We start from the raw sequence: 21,413 nt of genomic DNA on the forward strand, positions 1-21,413 counted from the left end.
CGAGTGCGGATCTCGGAGTGCATCAGCGCTAATGGGCCTCGTCCCGCGACAGAGGGGTGAACCCGGACGCGACAAGCGGGTTTCGCATCAGCCTGGCGATGGCGCCCTGCCGGTGCTCATCGGTCTCCGCAGCCGCGACCGCCGCATCCTCTTCCTCGTCGTACATCAGGATGACACGCACAGACCGTCCTTCCGCCAATTGCGCGTCCGCTGGCAGGCGCACGACGCCATCTTGAACTTCGGTCTGGAACTCGATCGCTTGCATCGTGGTTCCCGATTCGCTTCAAGGTGGACTGCTCGTCGCCCGCATCCTGCGCTCAGCGCGGCTCGGGCAGCAACACCCGCGCCGCCGATCTTGGGCCGCGGCAAGGCTATCTCGATCTGGTACAGGCAGCAGCTCGCGTCGCGTGCCTTCACATCGACGATGCTGAGCTTGTCGTCGAGGAATTCCCGCTCGTTGTAGTGGTTGAGGATGACCACGTCCACGATCGGCGCCCGCAGTTCCGCGCCGAGCATGGCGTTCAGGAAGTGCACGAGCAGGCCGCGGTTGGCCTCCGCGCCGAGCAGGGCCTTGAAGACGCAGTCGATTTTCGGGTCAATGGGGCGGCGCATATGCGGAGCATCCGCTATCAGTCCGCCGACGCGTCCTTGAGCTTGGCCTTCAAGCGCTCGACCTCCGCGAGGGCGGCCTGCTTCTCCGCGCGCTCTTGTTCCTTCTCGGCGCGCTCTTGTTCCTTCTCCGCCTGTGCGCGGTGTTTCTCCGCACGCTCGCGCTCTATCTCCGCCTGCGCGCGGTCCTTCTCCGCCCGCTCGCGCTCGATCTGGGCGGTGAGGGCGTCGATGTGGCGCTGGATGGTCTTCTGCTGGCGCAGGTAGTTCTGCCGCGCCTGATAGGCGTGATAGGCGCGCTCTTTCTCGGAAAAGCCTTGCGTGGTGCTCATGGCTTGTCGCATCTCCGGGGTGTTCATCCACTCGGGCAGATTGTCCGGGTCCAGGTGCTCGCCCTCGACGAAGAACTTGAGCCAGCGTTCTTCTTCTGTCTGGACCTCTACGGCGGCAAACTTGGGCAGCTCGAACACCGCAATACAGCCGTGGTCGATCAGCGTACGGCCCTTGGCGTCGCAGAAGCGGTAGCGGTGCGCGTAGCCGGGCACGTTCGGGAGCAGCGTCTCGCCCAAGAGCCAGATGGCGTAGGTGGGCTTGAGCTCAAGATAGTCCTCGCCGCTCGCGAGCTGCGCGCTGTAGAGGTCGGCCCAGCCGTAGAGGATGCGCGCCGGCAGCTCCGGCAGATTCAAGAGCTGAATCTCGATCTGGTACAGGCAGCCGGTCGCGTCGCGCGCCTTCACATCGACGATGCTGAGCTTGTCGTCGAGGAATTCCCGCTCGTTGTAGGGGTTGAGGATGACCGCGTCCACGATCGGCGCCGGCAGCTCCGCGCCGAGCATGGCGTTCAGGAAGTGCACGAGCAGGCCGCGGTTGGCCTCCGCGCCGAGCAGGGCCTTGAAGACGCAGTCGATTTTCGGGTCGATGGCGTGGCGCATATGCGGAGCATCCGCTATCAGTCCGCGGACGCGTCCTTGAGCTGGGCCTTCAGGCGCTCGATCTCGGCGAGGGCGGTCTGCTTCTCCGCGCGCTCCTGTTCCTTTTCCGCCCGCTCGCGCTCGATCTGCGCGGTGAGGGCGTCGATGTGGCGCTGGATGGTCTTCTGCTGGCGCAGGTAGTTCTGCCGCGCCTGATAGGCGTGATAGGCGCGCTCTTTCTCGGAAAAGCCTTGCGTGGTGCTCATGGCTTGTCGCATCTCCGGGGTGTTCATCCACTCGGGCAGATTGTCCGGGTCCAGGTGCTCGCCCTCGACGAAGAACTTGAGCCAGCGTTCTTCTTCTGTCTGGACCTTTACGGCGGCAAACTTGGGCAGCTCGAACACCGCAATACAGCCGTGGTCGATCAGCGTACGGCCCATGGCGTCGCAGAAGCGGTAGCGGTGCGCGTAGCCGGGCACGTTCGGGAGCAGCGTCTCGCCCAAGAGCCAGATGGCGTAGGTGGGCTTGAGCTCAAGATAGTCCTCGCCGCTCGCGAGCTGCGCGCTGTAGAGGTCGGCCCAGCCGTAGAGGATGCGCGCCGGCAGCTCCGGCAGATTCAAGAGCTGGATCTCGATCTGGTACAGGCAGCCGGTCGCGTCGCGCGCCTTCACATCGACGATGCTGAGCTTGTCGTCGAGGAACTCGCGCTCGTTGTAGGGGTTGAGGATGACCGCGTCCACGATCGGCGCCGGCAGTTCGGAGCCGAGCATGGCGTTCAGGAAGTGCACGAGCAGGCCGCGGTTGGCCTCCGCGCCGAGCAGGGCCTTGAAGACGCAGTCGATTTTCGGGTCGATGGCGTGGCGCATATGCAGAGCATCCGCCATCAGTCCGCCGTCGCGTCCTTGAGTTGGGCCTTCAGGCGCTCGATCTCGGCGAGGGCGGCCTGCTTCTCCGCGCGTTCTTGTTCCTTCTCCGCCTGTGCGCGGTGTTTCTCCGCACGCTCGCGCTCTATCTCCGCCTGCGCGCGGTCCTTCTCCGCCCGCTCGCGCTCGATCTGGGCGGTGAGGGCGTCGATGTGGCGCTGGATGGTCTTCTGCTGGCGCAGGTAGTTCTGCCGCGCCTGATAGGCGTGATAGGCGCGCTCTTTCTCGGAAAAGCCTTGCGTGGTGCTCATGGCTTGTCGCATCTCCGGGGTGTTCATCCACTCGGGCAGATTGTCCGGGTCCAGGTGCTCGCCCTCGACGAAGAACTTGAGCCAGCGTTCTTCTTCTGTCTGGACCTTTACGGCGGCAAACTTGGGCAGCTCGAACACCGCAATACAGCCGTGGTCGATCAGCGTACGGCCCTTGGCGTCGCAGAAGCGGTAGCGGTGCGCGTAGCCGGGCACGTTCGGGAGCAGCGTCTCGCCCAAGAGCCAGATGGCGTAGGTGGGCTTGAGCTCAAGATAGTCCTCGCCGCTCGCGAGCTGCGCGCTGTAGAGGTCGGCCCAGCCGTAGAGGATGCGTGCCGGCAGCTCCGGCAGATTCAAGAGCTGGATCTCGATCTGGTACAGGCAGCCGGTCGCGTCGCGCGCCTTCACATCGACGATGCTGAGCTTGTCGTCGAGGAACTCGCGCTCGTTGTAGGGGTTGAGGATGACCGCGTCCACGATCGGCGCCCGCAGTTCCGCGCCGAGCATGGCGTTCAGGAAGTGCACGAGCAGGCCGCGGTTGGCCTCCGCGCCGAGCAGGGCCTTGAAGACGCAGTCGATTTTCGGGTCGATGGCGTGGCGCATGTGCGGAGCATCCGCTATCAGTCCGCCGACGCGTCCTTGAGCTGGGCCTTCAGGCGCTCGATCTCGGCGAGGGCGGCCTGCTTTTCCGCGCGCTCCTGTTCGATCTGCGCGGTGAGGGCGTCGATATGGCGCTGGATGGTCTTCTGCTGGCGCAGGTAGTTCTGCCGCGCCTGATAGGCGTGATAGGCGCGCTCTTTCTCGGAAAAGCCTTGCGTGGTGCTCATGGCTTGTCGCATCTCCGGGGTATTCATCCACTCGGGCAGATTGTCCGGGTCCAGGTGCTCGCCCTCGACGAAGAACTTGAGCCAGCGTTCTTCTTCTGTCTGGACCTCTACGGCGGCAAACTTGGGCAGCTCGAACACCGCAATACAGCCGTGGTCGATCAGCGCACGGCCCATGGCGTCGCAGAAGCGATAGCGGTGCGCGTAGCCGGGCACGTTCGGGAGCAGCGTCTCGCCCAAGAGCCAGATGGCGTAGGTGGGCTTGAGCTCAAGATAGTCCTCGCCGCTCGCGAGCTGCGCGCTGTAGAGGTCGGCCCAGCCGTAGAGAATGCGCGCCGGCAGCTCCGGCAGATTCAAGAGCTGGATCTCGATCTGGTACAGACAGCCGGTCGCGTCGCGCGCCTTCACATCGACGATGCTGAGCTTGTCGTCGAGGAACTCGCGCTCGTTGTAGGGGTTGAGGATGACCGCGTCCACGATCGGCGCCGGCAGTTCCGCGCCGAGCATGGCGTTCAGGAAGTGCACGAGCAGGCCGCGGTTGGCCTCCGCGCCGAGCAGGGCCTTGAAGACGCAGTCGATTTTCGGGTCGATGGCGTGGCGCATGTGCGGAGCATAGCCTGTCACCGGCGCCACGGGGAGGCCGGCCCGGTCAGAAACCGCAGCTACCGTGCATGACATGCGATGTGAGGCAGAACCCCAGCCGTCGACCGAACCCTTCGCGGATCGCCGACCGGTTTCGTATGGTTCGTGTTGGAACCTCCGCTATCTCCGCAACGAGGGTGCAGGGCATTGAGTACACCGTCCCCGCCAGTTCGCGGATCACGATCCGGTAAACGCGCCATTGCAGGGGACCGTCGTACTCAATGCATTAAGTAAACTGTCACCGGAATTCCCCATCGCGGGCCGCGACAAGACTAGGGTACAGATCGTCCTCGCCGCCGAGGCGCCAGCCTGGCGTCTTCGCTCGCAAGGCGCCGGGTAAAGATGCGCGGCTCGGCGAAGCTGCCCTCCTCGCGCACGTCGGAGGGCCGCATGCTTCGCTTGCGCACCAGGAGCAGGTAGAACACCTCCAGCCTGAGCGTCGGGGTCTCCTCGCCGCCTCACGCCAAAGATGCTGGCGATCGCGCCCATTACACGCCGCTGAGAAAGCCGGTCACCAAAATCGTGTACAGCCAGCCTTGCTCTCTGCACGATGGGATGATTTCGGGCCACTTCGCGACGGCCGCGTCATCGACCGGCTGCCGATAAACGGCGTAAACCCGCATCTCACCGGACCACCGCTCGCAACATCCACGTAGCCCTTCGCAAGGGGCTCCCGCTTGCGTAGAGAGCAACCCGACTAACTTGCCTTGGTGTCGGAAGGCCGGGTTTCTCACCGCAGTGCAATGCAACTCCAGTCGATCACCAACTTGCACCCGCTCACGAATGTACTCCTGTATGCCTTGATCGAACCCCGGCCAGGATAGGAAAACCTCGTCTGGCGCGCCCGACAAGTGGATTCGTTGCTCTGCCTTGCCCAGATGTGCTTTGTTGCTCACCCAGGCGTTTTCTCGGTCGCCGAGCTTGAAGTATAGCTGTGCCTTTGCCCTCGTCATTCCGACATAGAACAGCCGCGCCTCATCCGCCCGACACAAATTCTGCTCGTGAAGTTCAGGGTTGAACTTCGAGTCGGACGGCAGCAGGGCAACCCGGTCGAACTCAAGGCCCTTCACCTTGTGAATAGTGGATACCACAACGTTCGAGCCTTTGAGATGATTATGCCGATACTCTACCCACTTCTTCATCTCGGACTTGGCAAACGCGCGCGTATAATCATCAAGGCGCATCTCCCTCACCCATTGCACATGATCCGAAAGAGTCGCGCGCCCGCTCTCCTCCGATGTCGCATCCCACAGGAACCCGATGAATACGCCTGTGGCCCTGGCCCCGTCCGGTTGACATTCCGGGATGTTACATTGGCTGTAGTCACTGTAGATCTCCCTCCCCAACAGCTTGTCAAGAGGCCGGTCTCCATCTCGGTCGAGCTTAGTTTCGCAGGCGTCAAGCCATAGGCCGACATGGCGCAGCGACGCCAATCGCACATTCGCGCAGCCTTGAAGTTGAACAGCGGGAAACCGAGCACGGAGCGCAACATAATGCTGATACGCTTCGGAATTGGTCCGACAGAGAATTGCCATGGATTCGCCCGCGTCAATGCACTCTTGCACGCGATCTGGCAAAGCCATCAAGTCAAGCTTCTGATCGATGAATCCTGCATCCGCGGTCGAGCGCGCTCTGAGTTGCGCACCGCTCTTACCGCGAGGGCTGACGCCTTCAAGGACGTTCGCCAAAAGCCGTTGGGAGAGCTCCACAATCTGCCGACCAGACCGGAAATTGACACGAAGGTCCAGGACATCCACGTCCACGAAATCGCGCTGAAACCACTCGAAATACTCTCGCCCCTCGACCGGGTTCGCTCTGCGCTCCCAGCGCAGGATGTCCTGGTCGTCGTCCCCGATCACCATGATTCCCGCTCCTCCCGCAGCGCCATGGAGCACTTTAAGCAGTTCGTAGCGAGTATCATCCATGTCCTGGAACTCATCGACCAGGATCGCGCGCACCCCGTGGGTCACCTCCTGCGCAAACCCCTCCCTCGCCAGGCAGCTTTTAAGCAACTCCGGCATCAGTTTGCTCAAGCTGTCCGCGTCATAGGGTTCCTCGGCTATCGCCTTGCGTGTCCAAATCTTCGCGAACGAGTGGAAAGTGTGCACCTGGAGACGTCGGACATAGGCACCATAGCCGAGCTGATCAAACAGCCTCTTGATGCGCGCCCGGATCTCATGAACCACCGCCCGGTTGAACGCGAGGATCAGGATCTGATCCGGCTGGAGACCTTGCTGGTGGATCAGGTGCGCGGCCCGCGTCATCAGCACCAGGGTTTTCCCGGCACCAGGTCCGGCGTTGACCAACAGGTTACGATTCCACGGTGTGGTCACAACCGCGTACTGGCTCGGCTCCTCGCCGTCGTGTAAGCGGGTCAGGGCCTCTTCCATGGCGAAGCCTCGGACCTTGCTAAGAATCTCGCGAATCGCCTGAGGCACTGCCGGGTCGTCGATATTGCCCACGGCGCGGGCGATGAGTCCCTCAAGGTCATCTGGACCGGCGCATGCGAAGTAATCGTCGACGAAGGCGCGCCGATCGTCGCCATCGAGTTGGGCATACAACTCCATCGCAAACGACCGCACCTCCGCCATTCGGTTTGTCTCTGCGAGCCTGGTGAACATTTCCCTGTCCTTTGGCGCCGATGCCTCCAGATCATCAACCAGCGGCTCAAGCCGTTCCAGCGTAAGCACATAGCTGAAGGGTACAAGTTCCTGCTGAGACGCATATAACGACAAACCGCTGAGCAGGCGCAGGGCGTCGGCAAGGTCACGAAACCTGTTCTGGGCGCCAAGCAATCCAAGCAGCGCTTTGAGCTCAAGGACGGGATTGTCCCCCATGGGCCTGAGCCTGCGAGACACTTCTTTGGCCAGGGCGCAGATGTCTGAAACCCGCCGTTCCACAGACCTTAGCCGTCCCGGCGCGAGGTGATAAGCGTAAACAAGCTCATTGGCATGGTTAAGCCGCTCGCGAATGCGCAGCCCGGCCTTGTTGCAGAGTCGAATCACGGTCCGTGCCGTCACCTCAAGCTGCGCTCTAGCGGACTGTGGATCTGTTCGTCTCTGTTCATCCGCCAGTCTTTCGACCACGTGTTCAAGCTCCGCTAGGGACAACTCGCGCTCATGGTCGCTCGCCGTCAAGATCAGCTTGAGCAATGCATCCACCGCAGCCCAACTCATAACCTCAGCACCGAGGTTCCTGCCGGGGCGAAAACTGATCCTTCGGGGAATCCGCACGGCGCCCCGTCGCTCAAGTTCCGCAAGGGCGCGATACACTTCCTCTCTGCGCGACAGCCCAGCGCCCCGGAGCACAGCGCCCAGGTTCAGTTCCATCGCGACCTTCGCTCCATAGGCGCCGGCTGATGCATTGGCACCTCTGTCGGCGCTGCCGGGCGATCTGTCGAGAAAGAAACCGACAAACCCCTTAAGCCACTCGCCCAATTGACCAATTGGGCCGCTCGCAGCAGGCGTAACCGTAACTCCTGCCGCGCCCGACAATGTTGCTACAAGAAACTCGGCAACCCGAGCGGTCGAAGCTCCGCCGGAAGCGGAAGACCTCAGTGTGTGCGGATGAATCTCCACGCGTAAGACGTCCGGCAAGTAGCCGACGATCCTCAGGCGTGACGCCGGCGCGCGCTCAAGCCACGAAAGGGCCTTATGCAACCGGTCACCCGTGAGCCCCGGTACCGCATCCCTTGGCAGCACGACGGTGCGACGGTCCTGCATGGCCTCCGCTCGGCCCACTAGCGTGTCCCAGAGCGTCACCAAGTCGGGCGGTTGGATCAGGTTTCGACGTACCAACTCATGGTTGCGGGCGAAGTCGTCGTCGTGAAACAAGAGCGAGCATGTGACGCGGTTCAGACCCGCGTCCGCTCTGGCCTGCTCGCTGCGGCCTGTGCGCCCGACCTCTTGCAGGTAGTCCTCCAAATAGGTCGGCGGCGAAAGGTGCACACACCAATGGATGTTCGGGATGTCCATGCCCATACCGAAGGCCTTGGTCGCTACCAGCACATTGACATCGCCCTCCTTGACGCGCCTGTAGACGGAAAGCCGCTCCTCCGGAGGCAGCCCGGCATGGAAAAAGGCGGGGCGAAACGCATCTGGTAGCGCATGACGGAGCCGCTTGGAGATGTCCTGCGCGTCGCGTTGGCGCGCAACGAACACAAGCACAACACTCTTCCGAGTGTTCGGCGAGGCGTCCCGAACGATGCGCTCAAGCTCCCCGAAGCGTGCGTCAACCGAACCCTTGTCGCCGAACAGCGGCTGTCCGACCCGCTTTGTGACCAACCGAATGTGATCGCGGATTGGGTGGCGATACTCGGTCGGCTCTGAACGCATGGCCTGCCCGTTCCGCGGCGCACACATCCGCATGAGATCATTCTCGACCGCCTTGGTCACGGTCGCCGAGAACAGCAGGGCGCGCGACTCGGCGCCGGGTTGCTTAAAATGTGCTGCCCACTCGTCCATAAGGAAAAGATAGTCGGGTCGAAACTCGAATCCCCATTGACTGACGCAATGTGCTTCATCGACGACGAAGTATTGGAGACCTTCATCGGCCTGGTAGCGCCGCCGCAAAGCGTGCCGAAAGCGCGCCGTCCGGAAGCGCTCCGGCGCGACAAACAGCATCGTAATGCGGTTGTCGAGCAGACCTTGCAGGACTTCTGCGTCCTCCCAAGGCTCCCGATCTCCGCTCAGGTAATCTACGGATTGAAAAAAGCCCAGACGCCACAGCGCAACGACTTGGTCGCGCATCAACGCTCGCAGCGGAGCGATGACCAGCGTCAGCCGCCTCGTATGCAGACCGGCGAATAAGGCCGGCACTTGGAACAAGACCGATTTGCCTTCTCCGGTGGGGAGCCGTACCAACAAGTCGCTCTCATCGCTGATAATTGCCTCGATCACCGGCCGCTGGGTATCCCGCTTGAAGCCTGTGATACTCGAATTATGTCGTTTCCAATGGGTAACAAAGAAGTTCTCATAGTCGGCAAATTTTCGAGGCTGCGGTTGGCGAGCGATCTCGCCTAGGGCCTCTCGAAGCGGATCAAATCGCTCCCGTTGCACCTCGGTGAGCGGACGTAGTGCCATTTTTGCGGCAGAATCGGCTGCCACCTTTTCCATCTTTCCCCAGGTGAGATGCGCCATACGTGGGTCGATCACGAAGATCACCCGTGTGTAAAACATCGATGAAAGCCAGGCCGGTCCAAAGCGCTTCAACCCTGCGTCGTATTGTTCCGCCGAAAAGGATTGCAACGGACGCTGCCCGGTGTCGGTAACATCGTCCGATTCATTGCTCTCGGGTTCCTCTTCGGCCGCGGTATCGCCGTCTGATTCGCCGAAGGCGTCGGGACGATCCACCTCGACAATGGGTACCGCCATGCCCCAACGGTCGAGCGGGAGAGCCTCGACGACGATACGCAGATCCACGTCCAGCAATGCCGACGCCTCGGTCCATGCGCGAGCCCTTGCCAATGTATCGACGGCGACCCCACGCCCGGCGTAAGCTCGTGAACGCACTAACGCCTGCATGGGGGAATGCTGGGGGTCGACCCCAATTCCAAGCTCCTGAAAGAAAGCCGCCAGCATCCCCTTTTCCTCGGTGTACTCGATCAGCAGCAGGTCCAGTCCGCCCTCTGCCACAGATGTCCCGTTCCGCACGGACAGAAAGCGCGCTACTGCGCCTTCCCAGTACGCGGCTCGGTTTGCGCTGCTTGGCCAGATTTGTTCCTGCTCCAGGGGCTGGCCGAGATCGGGATCAACCCAGCGAGGAAGGCACAGGTTGGGCGGCGGGGCAGGCGCGAGGGCCGTTTCCGCCTGCAGGTCTCGATCGTCCATTGCGGGCCCGCTCCTCCAGAGGCTCCAAGGTGACATCGTCCCTGCAACGGCGCGATGGGCGATCCAGTACAAGCAGCCAGCTTCGTGGGCATGGCCGAGCAGATGCGCGACTTGCTGCGCCTTCGCGGCGAAGGTCACGGCGCCCAGACCTTGCACGGTAGACAGTTCAGGCGCCAACTGCCCCAGTTCACCATCGGTCAGAATTTGTTGCCGGTGGAGCAGTTCAACCGGTGCCAGTTCGCGATACGGCTCCTCTGCCTCCCGCAAGAATGCATTCCGCTCTGACAAAGGCATCCGCGCCAGGGCGGAGTACGGGATTACGCGCCATTTACCAGTCTGCGCAAGGGCGGCCGGCATTGGCTCCGAGTCCGCGTCGGCGATCGCTTGATCGATAAACGACTGAGTTTTATCGCGAAGCCAAAACGGCAGCATTCTGGGAAGCACCTCCACCGAGTGCCGCATCGCATCCTTCACAGCAACGAAGAGCAGATGCTCATGCAGACCCCAGCTGGGATTCGCGGCGAGCAGTCTCTCCAGGACCGAGGGCAAAAGCAAGCGATCTTCCGGCCCTGGGCAGCCGGAGGGCCATTCATAGCGGACGCCCGGCACCCAAGCGCAGTCCCGTAAGCGTTCCTCCGGCAATACGACGCGGGCGGGCCGACTCCCGTCTTCATTGACGGTCAGGAAAGGTGGGACGGGCGGGTAGCACCGATTCGGCATGCGCTTGAGTGCGCGGTCGAGCACCTTGGCAAAGCACGCCGGCGATCCGTCAATCAAGAGCCGGGCATAGGTGCCATCCAATGCCGCTGCTTGTTCGTTGAAAAGCTCCCATGCAGCCTGCGCATCGGCGTCCGCGCGGTGGGCGGCATCGGAAGTGGCCAAGGCGTGATAGGGCCGCCAGGGCTCTAGTACAAAAGAAACAAGCAATGTATCCCAGATCCCGGCAATTGCCTTCGAAGACCAAGAGCCCGTCCGACTAAGTACTGGCAAGTCCCATGCGGCGATATTGTGACCAACCACCCAGCGGCATTCACATAGGGATTGAAGTGTTCGGATCGCTGACGGTTCGTCTTCATCCGCAGGAATCGCGATCAGCCGGCGATCCTTCGCGGAAGCATAGCCGACTTGAAAAATTTGCCGGCCGTCACTCTCAATATCGACAGCGATAGCGCGCGCTGCGAGGAGCGCCCGCTGTCCCTCCGCCCCGATGCAGCGCAGCACGACCGAGCTTTTGGCAAGTTCCGCGTCGCGGGCAGCCAGCAAGCGGGCGGCATCGGGACGCAATTCTGGCGTCAGCGCATCAAGCATGGCGTTAACGTCCAGGCCGGCGATCTCGCCGGGCGGGCGGCGCTCAATCCCCGCAATCGCGGCGCTGTGAAAGCCTGCCGACAACTGCTGCGGCACTTCCCGCAGGAATTCGGCCAGGTTCCCCAAGGGACCGTGCTGCACAAGCTCTATAACCTGGTTTTCAGCCGACCTCAGCAGGTCTGGCAAGAGCCTGTCTCCGGCGGGTCCGATCATCATCGGCGCCTGCGGCAGCATGCCGATGATTGCTTCGAGGCGTTTCAGACTTGTGAGATGAATGATGCGTTCGGACAAGACGCGCAGCAGTTCAGGGTCCTGCAGGGCACAGCCAGGGGCGTTGCCGGACCAGAGTCTTCTATACCAATCGGCCCGCAACAGTTCCAGCAACGCATCGTCGTGGCGCGAGGCCAGATCCACCGCGCGCGCGGCCGTATAGTCATCCGGTAGTTTGGGAAGTACGTCGGAGAGCACCCAGCGCACTGCTTGGGCTTTATGCTCGTCTCGGGCAGCGGGACAGCAGCCGACTGCGAAGAGACATTCCTTACCGCTCAGGTCGATGCTGCGATCCAGGAACGGGCCACTGTTGCCGGTCAGATGCAGAAGGAGCCTTTCGGGTTTACCCGATGCCCTGGCAAATCCAAACTGACGTTCGCTGTTCCACTCTTCAATGAGCCCACGAAAGGGAAATTGAGCAAACAGCGATTCAATGCTGGCGCGGGCTTTTCCGCGTGTATATTTTTCCATTGGTCAGGCGGTGGTGGTCAAGGCGGGCGTTGGCAGTCCAAGCGCAGTTTAATGAGCTCATCGTGTTGCGGACGGTCTTGATTATAGCTCCGACCAAAACTCAGCCCGGTACTGCGCATCAGCATGGCCGGCAACGACCTGATGCACGATGAGGGCGTGGGCACCGGCGGCAAGGACGGCCAAAGCATCCCCGTCGGCGTCGGTCAGCCGACCCTGCGGGTGGATGGGCTGACCGCGGGCGGGACCGGGGGCTGACGGCCTTCGCAGGCGGCGCCGGCGCGTTGGCTACGGGAGCGCCGCCGGGGGCATCTCGGCACCGGAGCCACTAGCCCTCAGGTCGCGCCACAACCGCCTTGAACTGCCGCCCGTCGCGGTCGTCGATCAACTCGATGTCGGGATAGGCGGCGTAGGCGCGCAGGATGCCGCTGCCGATGCCCCGGTAGGGCAGCAGGTAGGCACCGTGGGAGGCGAGGACCGGGTTGCGCATGTTCGACACCCCGTAGCGGACCTGTGCCGTGGTGAGGTGGTTGGGCAGATGGCCCGGGCTGATGATCTCGATGCGGTCGTCGAACACCAGCAGCCGAATCGGCGCGGAGATGAAATAGTCCCGATGGATCAGCGCGTTGACCAGCAGCTCCTCGAACACGATCGCCGGCACCTCGAGCAACCCGGGCGAGTTGACGCCCTGGCCGCGCTGGAGCCGGCGCAGCTGCCGCAGCACGAAACCATGGGCCGTCTTATACAGGTTGGGCATCGCGCCCTCGATGTCCTCGCTGTCGCGGTAGGCCGTCTCGTGTATCCCGGTGCCCGCAAAGGCAACCGCCTTGATCATGAACGCCGGCTTGAAGCGCTGCGGCCGACGCCCGAACAACAGCAGGCCGGCCAGGTTCGGGACGCCATTGCGCGCCAAGTCCAAGTTTTCCAGTAACCGAGGCAGATCCTCTGTGTCGAGCGGCAGACCGTAGCGGCGCTCCAGGTAATCGCGCAGCAACAGCAGGTCCAAATCCGCGATCGCGGCCCCCGGTACCGGTACGGCCTCCGCCTGAACCAGGCCCGCGTCCTGGAACATCCGTTGCATCTCTTCGCGCGCGGTCACTTGACGCTTGTCCGCGCCGCTCTTGACCCAGATGCGGCCTTTGCCGTCCATGTACGGCCGGTTGAGCCCGGGCGCGACGGTCACGACCATGACCAGCCCTTGGTCGGTGGCGACGTTGTCGGTCAGAGGATTGATCGGCGGGCGAACGGCTTGGGAGGCGGCGTTGGATACGAGCTGGTTCAGACGCGCGATGTCGTCGCGCGTCAAGCCCCGTACATCGCCACGGTCGTCGACGCCGATGATGAGCCGGCCGCCGGCGGCGTTGGCAAAGGCCACCAGCTCCGCGGCCAAGGCATCGACGTTAGTCACATCGACCTTGAATTGCTGCCGGCTGTCCTCGCCGCGACGCAAGGCGTCAAGCAGTGTCTGAGTGTCCATGGGATGGTGTCTCGCAGAGAAGGGCGCGGGCTGCCAAGCGCTGCCAAGGCAGCGCGCCTGCCTTGAGAACGGTAGAAGATAGCATCCTGGATTCGGGCACCCACCAGGCAGACAGCGGGCGGTGCGACGAGGCGGCCCGCGTTTGCCTGCGCTCGCAAGACGTGAACCCTGCGGCGCCGGGATTGGGCGTCCGGACACGCTATCGACGAGCCGCGCGTATGCGATCGAATGTTTCGCGAAAGCGGACCTCGTTCGGCTGCAAGTCGATCGCATGGTTGAATGCTCGCTCGATCTCCCGCCACGGCGCCCGCATCCAGTTCAACACCCGGCCCAAGTCGAACCAGGCCCAAGCGAGGCGAGTCGGTGGCGCATCCATTTGCAGAACCCGCTTCAGCATTTCCTGCGCCTCGCGCAACAGGCGCTGTCGTGCATCGCGTTGATAGGGGCTCGTCCGCTTCTTGGGCCGCGCCTGTCGCTGCTTCTCTGCCAGCCAGATCTTGGTTTGGGCGAACTCATGCAGGGCCCGAACGTCACGGTAGACTTCGTCTCCGGCGCGATCGAAGTACCGATGCGCAAGCTCTTGTCTGCCGGCCCGCCGCTCTGCGATCGCAGCGTCGGATGCTGCCTCTGCGCTCATCATTGCGGGCAGCTTGTCCAGGATCCGCTTCGCTTCCATGTCTTGCCGGTCGTCGAGCAACGCTTTCGCGAAAGCAATGATCGGACGTGCACCGCCGACAGAACCTGGAGAGGCCATGAAGCGATCGAAGACCTCGGCGGCGCCCGTGAGCCGTCCTTGGGCTGCCAAGTCTTCGATCAGCGCGGTTGCCAAGGTTTCCGATGCCGGATGTTCTGTAAAAGCGGCTTCGATGCGTTCGGTTGCCGCATGTTCTTCGCCGATCGCCCGCATGTGCGCCGCATCCCGCAGCGCCACGATGGCGACATACTCCGGGTGCGCCGGCAGCGTGACCTGGAAATACGTCCGGTCCGTGTCGAAGCTGAAGCGCGGCAGCGGCGAGCCGTTCTGCTGCATGGCCCGGTAGACCTTGGGTATGCCGGTGCCGCGGCCTTCCGCCAGCCGCAGCTCCTTCAGGAATTCACCCACCCGGCGATTGCGGGCGGGCACCGGCGGCACGCGGGCGCCGGGCGCCAAGTGCTCCGGCCTGATGCCCGGCACCGGACCGGGATAGCTGATGACTTCGATGCGGTCCGGATAGAGATAGACCTTGGTCGGTTCCGGCTCACCATCGTAGCTGCGGTGGTAGATGGCGTTCACCAGGGCCTCCTCCATGGCCGGCAGCGGAAAGCTGACCCAGCCTTTCACCTCGGGGCGGTCGGGGAGCTTCTGCAAATGCTGCGTCGAGAGGCTTTGCAGATAACCGATGGCCTCGCGTAGCTGATGATGGAGCGGGCCGCGGAAGACTCGTTCCTCGAGCACGTTGCCTGATGCATCGGCGGCGAACTGGACCACCTCGATTCGCGCGCCCCGGAACCACTCCTCCGGGTCGTCGGAGAAGAAGAGCAGGCCGGCATTGCGCGGCGCGTAGTGGCCGTTTACCGGCGAGACGATCTTGAGGCGCCGATAGACCTCCAGCGATTCCTGCTCGTCCGACAGGGCGCTCTTGATGTCGCTCAGAAACTCCCGGACGCGGCCGATGCGCAGCTTCTCGACGGCAACGTCCGTGGCTCGGCGGTCGTCGTACGGCACCTTGGCAGTCAGCGCCATCAGCTCGCGCTCGATATCGCCTTTGGCCTCGACCGTTTCGGCGCCAAGCCGCACATAGGCACGGTGTTCGGCACCCTTGTCGAGGCTGCGCGGGGCGCGATGCACCCGGCTCTCGCTGCCCGGCGCCCAGATCACCAGGATGTGCCGGTCGTCGACCATCTCCGGCGACAGGACCGGCTGATAAACCGGGTCGAGCTGGTTGCAGCGGCCGCGGATCCAGCGCTGGATACCTTCGATGGCGGCAGGGTCCAGACCGACCGGCGGCAGCTCCGCTACACCTCCGGTCTCTGCGACGCCGAGCACGACGTAGCCGCCATTGAGGTTCTGGAAGTCGTTGGCGAAGGCACAGATAGCGTGCAGGACTTGGAGCCCGGTCGTCTTCTCGTCCCACGACTTCTTGAGCTCCACGCGCGCAGACTCGACACCGCGGAAGTGCAGCAGTTCCCGGATGTTGATGGGCAGGATCGCGCTCATAAGGGGAGTCCGTCAGATGCAGCCAAGCGAATCCATGTCGGATATGGCCATGTCGGACATGGCGCTCGAGATTTGGCGCTCGGGACATGGCGCTCAAGACGGTCACTCGTCCGCTGCGCCGAGGTCGGCAGAGGAGCCGCCGTCCGCTCCCTCCCGCGTCGTGGGCACAACGACCGGTATGGCGCTGCCCAGCCGCCTGGCGCGGTGCGCGAAGCGCCGATCGTCAAAGCTGTACAGGGCCTCGCAATGGCCGCTGCCGGCAAGGTGCAAGGCGTCGGCGAAGTCCATGCCGCTCGCGGTCAGCGGCAGGGCGGTGGCGATGCGCTCGGAGTCCTCGGTGTTGACGTGACCGAGCCCGAGCAGGTGCTCGAACACGCGCGCGACCTGCGCCGCCTCGAAGCGGTAGAAGGCGCGCAGCACCCATTCGAGCTCCAGCGTCACGGTGAGGGGCACGAAGAGGCTCGCGCTCTGCGTCATGATTGCCCGGGCGATGGGTCGCTGCCTGACGGCCTCCGGGTCACCCGGATCATCGACATAGAAACGGGCGAGGACGTTGGTATCAAGGGCGATCATCGTCCTCGGCCCGCATCGCCTCGGCCACATCGAAATCGGTCAAGCGCCGCTCCCCGGGCAGGTCGCAGCGCAGCAAGCCGTAGCCGTCCTCGGCGCGGGACGGCGGTATCGACTTCAATGGGCGTACCCGGATACTGTCGCCTTCCAGCTCGAAATCCAGCTTGCTGCCCGGCACCAGGCCCAGGCGGCGCCGAATGGCGGCGGGGATGACGACTTGGCCCTTGTCGGATACGGTGACTGTAGACATGCTCAACGTCCGATCTCTTACTCGGTAAGAAGCGCGAGCCTACTACGCCCGGCGCAGGCGCACAACGCGACAGCGGTTTGCAACCGGCCGCGAACCCCCCACAATCCCGCCCAACGTGACACGCAACAGGGAGCGCAAAGCATCCATCATGTCCAACTTGGCCACGGCCGACAGTGCCGAACAGCTCGCGCGGCTCGAACAGACCATTGAAGACCTGCTGAAAGAGGCCAAGCGCCGCGGCGCCTCGGCGGCCGAGGCGGTGGTGAGCAACACCGCCGGCCTGGAGCTGTCGGTGCGCTTGGGCGAGGTCGAGACCGTCGAGCACACGCGCGACAACGGGCTCGGCATCAGCGTCTACTTCGGCCATCGCAAGGGCTCGGCGAGCACGTCGGATTTGAGCCCGGACGCGGTGCGCGATGCCGTGCGCCAGGCCTGCAGCATCGCGACCCACACGCAGGCGGATCGCTGTGCCGGCCTCGCCCCGGCCGAGCTGATGGCGAGCGCGGTGCCGGACCTGGACCTGAACCACCCCTGGGACATCGCCGTCGAGGAGGCCGTCGAGATCGCGATTCGCTGCGAAGACGCCGCCCGCGGCGCCGACTCGCGCATCGTCAACTCCGAGGGCGCGAGCTTCAGCACCACGGCGGGGCTCTCGGTGTATGGCAACAGCCACGGCTTCGTCGGCGGCTATCCCGGCACCCGGCATGAGCTGAGCTGCGCCGTCGTCGCGAAGGACGGCGAGTCCATGCAGCGGGACTACTGGTGGACCTCCGCCCGCTCCCCGGCGGACATGGAGCCCGCCGAGGCCGTCGGGCGGCGCGCCGCCGAGCGCACCGTGGCCCGCCTCAACGCCCGGCGACTCGGCACCTGCGAGGTGCCCGTGCTGTTCCGCGCCGACGTGGCGACCGGGCTCTTGCGCAGCCTTGCCGGCGCCATCAACGGCGGCAACCTGTTCCGCGAGACGAGCTTCCTGCTCGGCAAGCTGGAGCAGCCGATCTTTCCGGGCTTCGTGCGCATCTTCGAGGAACCGCACCGCCTGCGCGGCCTCGCCAGCGCGCCCTTCGACGGCGACGGCGTCGCCACCAAGGCGAAGGACGTCGTCACCGACGGCGTGCTCAAGACCTGGCTGCTGGACCACTACTCCGCCTGCAAGCTCGGGCTGACCACCACCGGCAACGCCGGCGGCGCGCGCAACTTGAGCATCGCGCTCGGCAGCGACGACCGCGACGCGATGATCCGCCGCTTGGACCGTGGGCTCTTCGTCACGTCGCTGATGGGCCAGGGCGTCAAGATGATCACCGGCGACTACTCGCGCGGCGCCGCCGGCTTCTGGGTCGAGCACGGCGAGATCCAGTATCCGGTGGAGGAGATCACCATCGCTGGCAACCTCGCCGACATGTTCCGGGGCCTGGTCGCCGTCGGCAACGACTGCGACTTCGCGAGCAGCATCACCACCGGCTCCTGGCTCATCGAGCGCATGACGGTGGCGGGGGAATAGCCCGATGTCCGGCGGCGATGCCCTGGCGCAGACTGTGGCCCTCATCGAGGCCGCCCCCGAGTCCGCCAATGCGCTCACGCTCTACGCCCTGGTCAACACGCTGGAATTCGAGCGTGCCGGCTGGCTGTTCAAGCTCACCAAGCTCAAGGACATGGGCGCCGACGCGCGCGGCCTCGCCTACGCGCTGATGGAGCACGCGGTGCAGCAGGGCGTCGGCGATGCCGACTGGCAACAGGCCAAGGCGCGCATGGACCGGGCGGTGCGCGGTGTCTAAGCGTTTTGGCCACCTCCGCTGCGCGGGCGCGCTCGCCGCTCTGCTCGCCGCCCTCACCGCCGGCTGCGGCGGCCTCGAGCGCTGGCCGTCCGGCGCCATCACCGTCACGGTCGCGCCCGGCCAGACCGGCACCTGCGCCATCTCCCCCTGCCGCGTCCTGCTGGAAATGCCGCCAGGCGACGGCGAGTACCGCGTCACCGGCAACCGGATCACGCTCGGCACCTACCCCGCCGGCAAGACTGTCGACCTCGGCAACTTCTTCGACCCCATCGCCATCGACATCGTCGGTGCCGACGTGCCGCGGGCGTTTGTCTACATTCCCATCGTTAAATGAGGGGCTAGGGGCTAGGGGCTAGGGGCTAGGGGCTAGGGGCTAGGGTCTAGGGGCTAGGGACTTCACGTCCGACCGAGCGTCGTGCCCGTCGCTATCGAAATCGCTATCGAAATCGAAATCGAACCGAGTCGCGACCGATTCCGATCCCGATCCCGACGCGCCTGGCCAGACCGACGCTCCGCCGAAGACTCATCTGCACGCGCGACGGCTATTTGTCCTGCACCGCGAGCCGGCACGGACTGGGAGCGCCGGCTTTCAGCCGGCTTCGCGCGCCGGGGGTTCGATGCCCCCGGCGCGCGATCTGCGGCACGGGAGCCGGGCGGTTGCCCATGCCGCGCCGCCGGGCGGACGACCGCATGTGCCCTTTTGTCGGCCCAGACGCCGCCGACGCGGCATCGAGCCGCGCTGGCGCCGAGCCGGCTGGGACTGGGAGCGCCGGCTTTCAGCCGGCTTCGCGCGCCGGGGGTTCGATGCCCCCGGCGCGCGATCTGCGGCACGGGAGCCGGGCGGTTGCCCATGCCGCGCCGCCGGGCGGACGACCGCATGTGCCCTTTTGTCGGCCCAGACGCCGCCGACGCGGCATCGAGCCGCGTCGGCGCCGAGCCGGCTGGAAAGCCGGCGATCCCGGTCAGCCGCGGACTGGGAGCGCCGGCTTTCAGCCGGCTTCGCGCGCCGCTGCACGCCAGCCGCGCGTGCACCTTCATACCCGCCGCGGCGCGCAAAGCGCTTAGCGCGGTTTGCTATTCTGATGCCCATCAATCTTCCCATGAGGCATAGGCATGGAAACCGCACCTCAGCGCAGGTGATCGAGACGGTCCTGAGCCGGGTCGGGGGAGTAGTGCCTCGTTGCTGTTTGTTTCTGCCTTCGCCCAAGGTCCAAGCCAGTGCCTTCGGCCTCGCATTTTCAAACTTCCCCTTTCAAACTTTACCCTTCAAACTTCACCCTTTCACTCTTAGCTCCCCCTTTCAAACTTTACCCTTCAAACTTCACCCTTTCACTCTTAGCTCCCCCTTTCAAACTTCACCCTTCAAACTTCACCCTTTTAGGCTTCACCCTTTCACTCTTCACCCTTTCTATCAGCCCCCGCCGATCCGGCCTTCAAACTTCACCCTTTCACTCTTAGCTCCCCCTTTCAAACTTCACCCTTCAAACTTCACCCTTTCACTCTTAGCTCCCCCTTTCAAACTTCACCCTTCAAACTTCACCCTTTTAGGCTTCACCCTTTCTATCAGCCCCCGCCGATCCGGCTTCCCGGAGTCCAGCAGCGGTAGCGCGTCGAGCTGCCGGAACAGCCGCGGGCGCTCGCGGGGCGTCAGCTCGGCTCGGCACCAGGCCGCCAGCGTGTCGGCCGTGGCGGGGCCGACCCAGCAGGCGGCCAGTGTCGCGCCCCAGCTCGGGTGCGGCACGGCGACGACGACGACCTCCCCCACGCCGGGGGCGCCGGCGAGCTTGGCCTCGATCGCCGCCGGCGATACCTGCTCGCCGCCAATGATCACCAGATCGTCGGCGCGGCCGAGGATGCAGAGCGCCCCGTCCGCGTCCAGCCGGCCCAGGTCGGCGGTGACGAGCCAGCCGTCGGCGAGCCCGACGCCGGGCCGCCGCGCCGGGTTGCCGTAGCCAGCCATGAGCATGGGGCCGCGGAGCCGCAGGCGACCGTGCGGCGCGTCGTCTCCGACCGCATCGAGATCCAGCTCAACATCCGGCAGCAGCGGCCCGACCCGTGCGCCCGTGGCAGCGTCGTCCCGCCAGCGGCCGACCGCGACCATCGAGCCCGTCTCGGACATGCCGTAGCTGACGCAGAGCGGCCAGCCGGCGTCGGCGGCGCGCCTGGCGAGTGCCGGGTGCAACGCCTGGCCGCCGAGCAAGAGCACCTTCAGCGACGGCGGCGGCGCGGGCAGCAGGTCCAGCAGCCGCGCCAGCATGGTCGGCACCAGCGACAGGTGCGTCACCGGATGGGTGGAGAGCGCCGCCGCCACGGCGGCGGCATCGAAGCCCGGGGCAAGGCGGCGGTCGCCGTGCGGCAGGCACATCGCCGCGCCGGCGAGCGCACAGCGCCAGCCGATGGCGAGCCCGCCGATGTGATCGAGCGGCAGGCAGCACAGCCAGGCTTCGTCGGCAGCGAGCGCCAGCGCCGCATTGACCCGTAGCGCGGACGCCGCGAGCTGCGCTGCCGTCAACATGACGAACTTGGGCACACCGCTGCTGCCGCTGGTGCGGATCAGGAGCGTGGGCGCCGCGTCGGCCTCGGCCTGTGCGCGCCGCCGGCCGGTCGGCAGCAGCCGAGCGCGCTGCCAGCACCACTCCGCACCGACTCCGTCCGCCAAGGCCGCCTGCTCGGCCGCCGGCAGCCCGGCCGGATGGGGCAGCAGGCCGGCGCCGAGGCGGAGCAGCGCCTGCTGCAGCACGATCAGGTCCAGCGGATCATCCGCCGGGCAGAGCACCACGTCGCCGGCCTGGAGACCGGCCGCGGCGAGCTCGGCGGCCCGCTCAGCCGCGCGCTCGGACAGCGCCGCGTGGGTCCAGCAGAGCCCCGGCCCCAGGAGTGCCGGCAGGTCGGCGGGCACGGCGGCGGCTCCGGCCGCTGCCGTTGTGTCGCCGGTCATGCCGAACACGCCCGCGCCCGGGGGCAGCGCCATGCCGGCCGGATGGCCCGCAGGATGGCCCGATGCAGGTCCGGAGAAGCCAATCCGCTGCGCCAACGCAAACAAAGTCCCCTGCCGGCTTGACCGGAAAAACCCCGGGGGATAGGTTCCCGCGGTGCCATGCGCCCGGCGCGGTGCC

The 21,413-nt window shown here is 64.8% G+C and carries 16 protein-coding genes; 4 read left to right on the forward strand and 12 right to left on the reverse strand.

What is annotated here, in order from left to right:
* Positions 1 to 28: 28 nt before the first annotated feature.
* The 7 genes from ML01_RS29125 to ML01_RS20905 form a co-directional block, all read right to left on the reverse strand.
* The gene (locus tag ML01_RS29125; protein WP_162268070.1) at positions 29 to 166 is read right to left on the reverse strand and encodes a hypothetical protein; all 138 of its coding nucleotides are present in this window, start codon (positions 164 to 166) and stop codon (positions 29 to 31) included.
* Complete coding sequence (locus tag ML01_RS31460) at positions 166 to 612, reverse strand: PD-(D/E)XK nuclease family transposase (protein ID WP_058557326.1); 447 nt, start codon at positions 610 to 612, stop codon at positions 166 to 168. The genes ML01_RS29125 and ML01_RS31460 overlap by 1 nt, the downstream gene beginning before the upstream one ends.
* Before the next feature lie 17 nt (positions 613 to 629).
* Entirely contained in the window at positions 630 to 1,541 is a 912-nt protein-coding gene (locus ML01_RS20885) for an Rpn family recombination-promoting nuclease/putative transposase (protein WP_058557327.1), read from the reverse strand.
* Between the two features lie 17 nt (positions 1,542 to 1,558).
* Positions 1,559 to 2,386 carry an Rpn family recombination-promoting nuclease/putative transposase gene (locus ML01_RS20890; RefSeq protein ID WP_058557343.1) on the reverse strand — a complete coding sequence of 276 codons (828 nt, stop codon included), beginning with the start codon at positions 2,384 to 2,386 and terminating at the stop codon, positions 1,559 to 1,561.
* Between the two features lie 17 nt (positions 2,387 to 2,403).
* Entirely contained in the window at positions 2,404 to 3,294 is an 891-nt protein-coding gene (locus ML01_RS20895; protein ID WP_058557328.1) for an Rpn family recombination-promoting nuclease/putative transposase, read from the reverse strand.
* 17 nt (positions 3,295 to 3,311) lie between these two features.
* Positions 3,312 to 4,118 carry an Rpn family recombination-promoting nuclease/putative transposase gene (locus ML01_RS20900; protein WP_058557329.1) on the reverse strand — a complete coding sequence of 269 codons (807 nt, stop codon included), beginning with the start codon at positions 4,116 to 4,118 and terminating at the stop codon, positions 3,312 to 3,314.
* A 527-nt stretch (positions 4,119 to 4,645) separates the two neighbouring features.
* The gene (locus tag ML01_RS20905) at positions 4,646 to 12,034 is read right to left on the reverse strand and encodes a UvrD-helicase domain-containing protein (RefSeq protein ID WP_082674498.1); all 7,389 of its coding nucleotides are present in this window, start codon (positions 12,032 to 12,034) and stop codon (positions 4,646 to 4,648) included.
* A gap of 123 nt (positions 12,035 to 12,157) precedes the next feature.
* Here ML01_RS20905 and ML01_RS31090 point away from each other — a divergent pair, with 123 nt between their 5' ends.
* Positions 12,158 to 12,289, forward strand: coding sequence for a hypothetical protein (locus ML01_RS31090; protein ID WP_256363663.1), 132 nt, complete (start codon positions 12,158 to 12,160; stop codon positions 12,287 to 12,289).
* Between the two features lie 70 nt (positions 12,290 to 12,359).
* Here ML01_RS31090 and ML01_RS20910 read toward each other — a convergent pair whose 3' ends face one another.
* The 4 genes from ML01_RS20910 to ML01_RS20925 form a co-directional block, all read right to left on the reverse strand.
* Positions 12,360 to 13,508, reverse strand: coding sequence for an RNA-binding domain-containing protein (locus ML01_RS20910; protein WP_058557331.1), 1,149 nt, complete (start codon positions 13,506 to 13,508; stop codon positions 12,360 to 12,362).
* A gap of 199 nt (positions 13,509 to 13,707) precedes the next feature.
* A complete protein-coding gene (locus ML01_RS20915) occupies positions 13,708 to 15,705 on the reverse strand; it encodes an ATP-binding protein (RefSeq protein ID WP_058557332.1) in 1,998 nt (665 codons plus the stop codon).
* Between the two features lie 102 nt (positions 15,706 to 15,807).
* On the reverse strand, positions 15,808 to 16,278 hold the full coding sequence (locus tag ML01_RS20920; protein WP_058557333.1) for a type II toxin-antitoxin system VapC family toxin: 471 nt from the start codon (positions 16,276 to 16,278) through the stop codon (positions 15,808 to 15,810).
* Positions 16,265 to 16,525, reverse strand: a complete 261-nt coding sequence (locus ML01_RS20925) for an AbrB/MazE/SpoVT family DNA-binding domain-containing protein (RefSeq protein ID WP_058557334.1) — start codon at positions 16,523 to 16,525, stop codon at positions 16,265 to 16,267. Before ML01_RS20925 ends, ML01_RS20920 begins: the two co-directional genes overlap by 14 nt.
* Before the next feature lie 148 nt (positions 16,526 to 16,673).
* On the opposite strand from ML01_RS20925, the gene pmbA reads away from it, so the two are divergent.
* The 3 genes from pmbA to ML01_RS20940 are packed head-to-tail and all read left to right on the forward strand — an operon-like array spanning position 16,674 to position 18,631.
* Positions 16,674 to 18,023 (forward strand): metalloprotease PmbA, encoded by a 1,350-nt coding sequence (gene pmbA / locus ML01_RS20930; protein WP_058557335.1) that lies wholly within the window; start codon positions 16,674 to 16,676, stop codon positions 18,021 to 18,023.
* Positions 18,024 to 18,027: 4 nt separating this feature from the next.
* Positions 18,028 to 18,297 (forward strand): hypothetical protein, encoded by a 270-nt coding sequence (locus ML01_RS20935; RefSeq protein WP_058557336.1) that lies wholly within the window; start codon positions 18,028 to 18,030, stop codon positions 18,295 to 18,297.
* Complete coding sequence (locus ML01_RS20940) at positions 18,290 to 18,631, forward strand: hypothetical protein (protein WP_058557337.1); 342 nt, start codon at positions 18,290 to 18,292, stop codon at positions 18,629 to 18,631. The genes ML01_RS20935 and ML01_RS20940 overlap by 8 nt, the downstream gene beginning before the upstream one ends.
* Before the next feature lie 1,188 nt (positions 18,632 to 19,819).
* Here the strand turns inward: ML01_RS20940 and ML01_RS20945 are convergent.
* Positions 19,820 to 21,268 (reverse strand): AMP-binding protein, encoded by a 1,449-nt coding sequence (locus ML01_RS20945; protein ID WP_058557338.1) that lies wholly within the window; start codon positions 21,266 to 21,268, stop codon positions 19,820 to 19,822.
* Between the last annotated feature and the right edge of the window lie 145 nt (positions 21,269 to 21,413).

The sequence above is a fragment of the Thiohalocapsa sp. ML1 genome, from assembly GCF_001469165.1.
Lineage (GTDB): Bacteria > Pseudomonadota > Gammaproteobacteria > Chromatiales > Chromatiaceae > Thiohalocapsa.

Excerpts from the sequence above, each read along its gene's own strand:
- ML01_RS20945 (WP_058557338.1), bottom strand. The coding sequence starts at position 21,268 with ATGGCGCTGCCCCCGGGCGCGGGCGTGTTCGGCATGACCGGCGACACA.
- ML01_RS29125 (WP_162268070.1), bottom strand. The coding sequence starts at position 166 with ATGTACGACGAGGAAGAGGATGCGGCGGTCGCGGCTGCGGAGACCGAT.
- pmbA (WP_058557335.1), top strand. The coding sequence starts at position 16,674 with ATGTCCAACTTGGCCACGGCCGACAGTGCCGAACAGCTCGCGCGGCTC.
- ML01_RS20885 (WP_058557327.1), bottom strand. The coding sequence starts at position 1,541 with ATGCGCCACGCCATCGACCCGAAAATCGACTGCGTCTTCAAGGCCCTG.
- ML01_RS20890 (WP_058557343.1), bottom strand. The coding sequence starts at position 2,386 with ATGCGCCACGCCATCGACCCGAAAATCGACTGCGTCTTCAAGGCCCTG.
- ML01_RS31090 (WP_256363663.1), top strand. The coding sequence starts at position 12,158 with ATGGCCGGCAACGACCTGATGCACGATGAGGGCGTGGGCACCGGCGGC.
- ML01_RS20900 (WP_058557329.1), bottom strand. The coding sequence starts at position 4,118 with ATGCGCCACGCCATCGACCCGAAAATCGACTGCGTCTTCAAGGCCCTG.
- ML01_RS20935 (WP_058557336.1), top strand. The coding sequence starts at position 18,028 with ATGTCCGGCGGCGATGCCCTGGCGCAGACTGTGGCCCTCATCGAGGCC.
- ML01_RS20910 (WP_058557331.1), bottom strand. The coding sequence starts at position 13,508 with ATGGACACTCAGACACTGCTTGACGCCTTGCGTCGCGGCGAGGACAGC.
- ML01_RS20905 (WP_082674498.1), bottom strand. The coding sequence starts at position 12,034 with ATGGAAAAATATACACGCGGAAAAGCCCGCGCCAGCATTGAATCGCTG.
- ML01_RS20920 (WP_058557333.1), bottom strand. The coding sequence starts at position 16,278 with ATGATCGCCCTTGATACCAACGTCCTCGCCCGTTTCTATGTCGATGAT.
- ML01_RS31460 (WP_058557326.1), bottom strand. The coding sequence starts at position 612 with ATGCGCCGCCCCATTGACCCGAAAATCGACTGCGTCTTCAAGGCCCTG.
- ML01_RS20915 (WP_058557332.1), bottom strand. The coding sequence starts at position 15,705 with ATGAGCGCGATCCTGCCCATCAACATCCGGGAACTGCTGCACTTCCGC.
- ML01_RS20925 (WP_058557334.1), bottom strand. The coding sequence starts at position 16,525 with ATGTCTACAGTCACCGTATCCGACAAGGGCCAAGTCGTCATCCCCGCC.
- ML01_RS20895 (WP_058557328.1), bottom strand. The coding sequence starts at position 3,294 with ATGCGCCACGCCATCGACCCGAAAATCGACTGCGTCTTCAAGGCCCTG.